Raw genomic sequence first — 5,917 nt, 5'->3', positions numbered from 1 at the left:
AAACGGGTATATCCGAATTTCTCACGTGCACCTCAGCCTCTAGAAAGTTATGCATTAGAATCCTTAAACATGAAAGGAAGCATACGTAATAACCGTGGGCAAGTATTGGCTCTTATTCAATCACCCGATCAGCAAATTGAACGGGTACAGGTGGGGAACTATATCGGGATGAACCAAGGGCGTATTACCCATATTGGTCCAACCCAGATTGATCTGGTAGAGATTGTTCCTGATGGGCGCGAAGGCTATGTGGAGAGACCAAGAACCTTAGTGTTAATTGGACCCGCACCCTAAAATTTAGGGAATAACAAAGAAAAAGTATTTTTAAAGATTATTTAATTGGGGATGGTCAGACAATGAATCACGTATTCCGTCAGTTTTCTATGGGGGCTGTAGCCATTGCACTTATGCAGGTTGCCTCTGCACAGGTCAGCATGACCAATATTGTACCAACGCAAATTGCAGGTCAGGGTACAGAAATTCGAGTTATGTTTAATGGTTTACCACCACAACCACAGGCATATCAACTTGAAAATCCTTCACGTTTGATTTTGGATTTTAATAAAGCTCAGCAGACTTTAACCCAGTCAAAAGTGGCAATTGGTACAAATGAAGCAAGCTCAGTTGATGTAAGTTCTGATGATCAGCGCTCACGTTTAACTGTAAATTTAAAAGAAGCAGGTGCGTTTACAACGCGCATTGAAGGCAATACTTTTATTCTAAAGATTAATTCAGCTCAAGCAGCTATTAAGCCTTTACCAACCACGACAGTACAACCGCAAGGTGTCTCAAATATTGGCTTTCAGCGCGGTGGTCAAGGTGAAGGACTAATCGTTATTGATTTATTGGGAAGTAATACCCCTGTTGATGTTCAGCAACAAGGTAGCAAAGTCGTAGTGAGAACTCTGGGCTCTAAAATTCCCACACATTTAGCTAAACGTTTAAATGTGAATGATTTTGCAACTCCTGTTTCTACCATTGAATCTTATAATGAAAAAGGCAATGGCGTTATTACGATTCAATCTACTGGTAGCTATGAATATATGGCTTATCAAGCGGAAAATAAACTCACCATTAGCTTAAAGCGCCCTCAGGATAAAAACGTAACTTCTTTATATAAGACACCTAATTACTCTGGTAATAAGCTTTCTCTTGATTTCCAAGATATTGAAGTCCGTCGCGTTTTACAATTACTTGCCGATTTTACTGGCATTAATATGGTAGCCGCCGATAGTGTTCAGGGTAATATTACTTTGCGCTTGAAAGATGTTCCGTGGGATCAGGCACTTGATATTATTTTAAAGACTAAAAATCTGGATAAACGCAGAAATGGTAATGTTATTTGGATTGCGCCTGTTGCGGAATTGATTAAGGCTGAAGAAGAAGAAGCAAAAGCTGTCGCACAGAGTGTCAAACTCGCTCCTTTGCAAACTGAGTATATTCAACTTAAATATGCGCAAGCACACGATATTATGGGTTTAATTACTCAAGGTTCAAATAATGGCAATGGTTTGCAGCATACTTCAGGTGGGGGTACTTCAACTTCTACTAACTTAAATACGGGTGTTGATAGTTTAGGAAATAATGTAGGAAGTTTATTGAGTCCACGTGGAACAATTACTCAAGATGATCGCACCAATACCTTGATTATTAACGATACAGCTCAGTCGATTGATCAAATTCGTAAAATGATTGATTTACTGGATGTACAAGTTAAGCAGGTCATGGTTGAGGCACGTATTGTTAGAGCATCTACTTCTTTTACCAAAGAACTTGGTGTTAAATGGGGAATATTATCGCAAGGGATTACCAATAATAATAACTTGCTGGTTGGTGGTAGTGAAACAACCTTATGGAATTTAAGAAAGCCAGAAAAAGACAGTACAACGGGTGGTTATACATATACGATTGAACGTCCAGATAACTTAAACGTCGATTTAGGGGTAACCAATCCGGCTGGAAGTATTGCCTTTGGTTTGATTAGCATGTCTGATTTTATGCTTGATCTTGAACTTTCAGCATTACAAGCCGATGGCTATGGTGAGGTTATTTCTACCCCTAAAGTCATGACGGCAGATAAACAACCAGCGAAAGTTGCGACAGGTCAGCAGGTCCCTTATCAATCTACAACGAACTCTGCCGCAGGCTCAACTGCTACAACCTCATTTAAAGATGCACTGTTAAGCTTAAACGTGACACCAAGTATTACACCTGACGGTAAGATCCAAATGAAATTAGATATTTCGAAAGATTCTGTTGCTGGTGCTGCTCCTAATGGTGAGTTAATTTTAAATAAAAATCAGATTAACACCAATGTATTGGTTAATAACGGTGAAACAGTCATTTTAGGAGGGGTGTTTGAGCAGACGACATCTAACTCACAAACCAAGGTTCCTTTCTTCGGTGATATTCCCGTACTTGGGCATTTATTCAGAAAAGATGTGAAATCTGATGATAAACAAGAGTTACTGATTTTCGTTACTCCACGAATTGTTAATGACACTTTGGTGAGAAATCATTAATATATTTTTTAATGAAAGCAATTGAAATAGGTGGCGCCTTGCCAAGCAAAGCGTTTGAAACCCTGCCAAATATTTATTTGGTGGGGCCCATGGGGGCAGGAAAAACAACCGTTGGACGTCATTTAGCCGAAATATTAGGGCGTGAATTTTTAGATAGTGATCATGAAATTGAACGCAAAACAGGGGCTACTATTCCTTGGATTTTTGAAAAAGAAGGGGAATTCGGATTTCGTGCTCGTGAAACCATAGTGTTGAATGAGTTAACTTCCCGTAAGGCTTTGGTTTTAGCAACAGGCGGTGGTGCGATTACTCAAGCACCCAATCGTGAGTTTCTAAAGCAGCGTGGTATAGTTGTTTATCTTTACACTCCTGTGGAATTACAATTACAACGAACTTATCGCGATAAAAACAGACCTCTATTACAAGTTGAAAACCCTGAACAAAAATTGCGAGATTTGTTAAAAATACGTGATCCTTTATATCGTGAAGTTGCTCATTACACGATTGAAACCAATCAGGGTGCTGCACGCGATCTTGCTCAAAAGATTCTGCAACTTATTTTGTCTAACACGCTAAAATAGCCAAACTTACTCGTGGTTTAATAAACTCATGCAAACTTTACATGTTGAATTAGGCGAACGCCGTTATCCTATTTTTATTGGCAGTCAACTTGATCCTAAACAGTTGCTTGAACCTTATATTCATGGTCAACAGGTCATGATTGTGAGTAATGAAACGGTCGCACCTTTATATTTATCTCACTATCAAGAAGCATTAAAAAGTTTGGGTAAAACTGTAGCTACATGTATTTTGCCCGATGGTGAAAAATATAAAGATATTCAGCATTTAAATTTAATTTTTGATGCACTTCTTGAAGCTGGTTTTAACCGAGATTGTACGGTTTTAGCTTTGGGCGGTGGTGTTATTGGTGATATGGCTGGCTTTGCATCGGCGTGTTTTCAGCGTGGTGTTTATTTTATTCAGGTTCCAACTACGCTCCTTTCACAAGTAGATTCAAGTGTAGGTGGTAAAACTGGTATTAATCATCCACTGGGTAAAAACATGCTTGGCGCATTTCAGCAACCTCAAGTTGTTTTGGCTGATATGGCTCAACTCAACACCTTACCGGATCGAGAGTTGTCTGCTGGATTATCAGAAGTCATTAAATATGCCTTGTTAGGCGACGCTAATTTTCTTGTTTGGCTAGAGCAAAATATGGATGGGTTGATTGGGCGAGATGCTGATCTTTTAGCGGAAGCCGTTTACCGTTCATGCGCTCATAAAGCCCGTATTGTTGCAAATGATGAAAAAGAGCAAGGCGAAAGAGCCTTACTCAACTTAGGTCATACGTTTGGTCATGCTATTGAATCTTATCTAGGTTATGGAACTTGGTTGCATGGCGAAGCAGTAGCTACCGGCATGGTTATGGCAGCTGATTTATCACAGCGTTTAGGCTGGATTTCAAGTGATGATGTAGAGCGTACAAAAAAAATTATTCAACGCGCTAATTTGCCGATATCATGTCCAAAAATTCCATTGGATGAATTCCTTGGATATATGGCACATGATAAAAAAGTTCTCAATGGTCAATTACGTTTAGTGTTGTTAAAGCAACTTGGACAAGCGGTAATTACTAAAGACTTTGATGTTGAATTCATGAAACAAGCTATTTTGGCAAATCAACACGGATAATAAATTAAGGTAACACATGACTGTATCACGTACACTTTGGCAGAATGTTCAACAATATATCTGGTTGGTGGGTGGTATCGTCTGCTTGTTTTTGGCTTTTCTTTTCTGGGTAATGACGGATAGTAAGAAGCTTGTAGAAGTTGAAAAAGCTGCCGATTCAGAAGCGCCTGTGCAAATTCAGCCAGAAAAAGTAGCAACAACGGCTAACTTAGGAGCTTTAGCTGATGAAGTTAGGCCTCTTGATTTAACGACTCGTACGGTTGCTTCAGGTCAGCATGAGGCAGAGTTCCGCGGTACAAAATTTATTAACGAAAACAAGAAACAGTGGACGCTTGAGCTATTTCGTGCATCTGATGAAGATATTATTAAAAACTTTTTAAAGAATCGTTCAGACCGAAATAAATTTATCTACTTCCGATTAAGTGGAGAGAAGCAATCTGAACAATATGTTTTGACATATGGTGTATTTAAGCGTTCTGAGGATGCAATTCAGCAGTTAACGCAACTGAATCTTGATTTGCCTGAATCAATTAAGCCACAACCACAACAATTTTCTACTTATGTGCCACTAGTTAATGACTTGGGTGCAGATGAAATGAAAGGTGGAATTAGCCAAACTTATGAAGTGCGTCTACGTCCAGCTGCATTGCCTAAAATTGATGAGTCTTTGCTCATGGGCGCAGGTGTAAACGGTGCGATAAGTACGCAGCCTAAAGTGGCTGCTCCGGCAACGAACTCTACAACTCGAACAACCATTATTCGCCGAGATGCTGAAGGAAATGTTGTGGATGTACACCAGTCGAATTCTGCAGATGCTTCTAAAAAGACTCAGCAAAATCGTGAAATTGAAGCTACTCCTAAAAATGCAACAAATGAGGGCACAAGAGGAAACTAAGGATAAGAATAATGTGCACAAATATAGTGCAATAATAGAAGATATATATAATTTTTGATCAAGTGTGGTGCATATTTGGTCATTTATTAAAATGATAGCCTGAATAAAACTGATCTATTTTTAAGAAATATAAACACTTAAGCTACGAAAATTATATTGGCATAGTTTTTGCTTTATTCTTGTGCTTATTAATGTACTGCTAACTATTTTGGCGCTCTAAAGAGTGAAGTCTATGCAGAGTCGTGGGGTCGAGCTGCTTTAAAAGAGTGCGAAATAAGTCAAAACATTTTTCTAGCAAAAACCAGTGTACGTAAAAATGGAACAGCGTATATTGGCTTATCAGCCCAAAATTTTTTTTTGCGAAACATTGAGCTAACTATCGTCCGTAGGCAATATCGCAGAAATAAGTTGTTTGTTTGACGCTCGAAAGAGCCTTATTGAAAGAAGGGTACGCTATGCACATGCCATCGCCTAATACTGTAGCTCCCGCTCAAGGTTTATATCAACCTGATGAGTTTAAGGATAACTGTGGTTTTGGACTGATTGCCCATATGAAGGGTGAATCAAGTCATCATCTTGTAGAAACCGCGATTCACAGTTTAAGTTGCATGACGCACCGTGGTGGTATTGCCGCAGATGGCAAGACGGGAGATGGTTGCGGCTTATTATTGGCGATGCCAAAGCAATTTTTCCGTGATGAAGCAAAAAAACTAAGTGATATTACACTTAGCGAAGTTTTTGCTGTAGGAACGGTATTTTTAAATGTCGATCCGGCATTAGCGCAGCACTCTAAAAATATTTTAACTAA

General features: G+C 39.2%; 6 protein-coding genes. All 6 read left to right on the top strand.

The genetic code is table 11. From position 1 onward, the window contains the following. Positions 1-294, top strand: a 294-nt coding sequence (locus UC75_RS20980; protein ID WP_228137247.1) for a pilus assembly protein PilP, incomplete at its 5' end; no start/stop codon positions are given. Between the two features lie 62 nt (positions 295-356). Beyond that, entirely contained in the window at positions 357-2,522 is a 2,166-nt protein-coding gene (pilQ, locus tag UC75_RS09600; protein ID WP_049837444.1) for a type IV pilus secretin PilQ family protein, read from the top strand. An 11-nt stretch (positions 2,523-2,533) separates the two neighbouring features. Then, the gene (aroK, locus tag UC75_RS09595) at positions 2,534-3,103 is read left to right on the top strand and encodes a shikimate kinase AroK (RefSeq protein WP_004789808.1); all 570 of its coding nucleotides are present in this window, start codon (positions 2,534-2,536) and stop codon (positions 3,101-3,103) included. 28 nt (positions 3,104-3,131) lie between these two features. Beyond that, complete coding sequence (gene aroB / locus UC75_RS09590; protein ID WP_049837443.1) at positions 3,132-4,214, top strand: 3-dehydroquinate synthase; 1,083 nt, start codon at positions 3,132-3,134, stop codon at positions 4,212-4,214. Between the two features lie 16 nt (positions 4,215-4,230). Next, positions 4,231-5,109, top strand: a complete 879-nt coding sequence (locus tag UC75_RS09585) for a hypothetical protein (RefSeq protein WP_049837442.1) — start codon at positions 4,231-4,233, stop codon at positions 5,107-5,109. A gap of 461 nt (positions 5,110-5,570) precedes the next feature. Next, positions 5,571-5,917: hypothetical protein (locus UC75_RS20975; RefSeq protein ID WP_228137246.1), on the top strand; the 347-nt coding region annotated here is incomplete at its 3' end.

Source organism: Acinetobacter sp. V2 (assembly GCF_001188385.1).
Classification (GTDB): Bacteria; Pseudomonadota; Gammaproteobacteria; order Pseudomonadales; family Moraxellaceae; genus Acinetobacter; species Acinetobacter oleivorans.
This window is presented reverse-complemented; position numbering and strand designations above follow the sequence as displayed.

Coding starts and splice junctions, on each gene's coding strand:
- aroB (WP_049837443.1), top strand. CDS start 3,132: ATGCAAACTTTACATGTTGAATTAGGCGAACGCCGTTATCCTATTTTT.
- aroK (WP_004789808.1), top strand. CDS start 2,534: ATGAAAGCAATTGAAATAGGTGGCGCCTTGCCAAGCAAAGCGTTTGAA.
- UC75_RS09585 (WP_049837442.1), top strand. CDS start 4,231: ATGACTGTATCACGTACACTTTGGCAGAATGTTCAACAATATATCTGG.
- pilQ (WP_049837444.1), top strand. CDS start 357: ATGAATCACGTATTCCGTCAGTTTTCTATGGGGGCTGTAGCCATTGCA.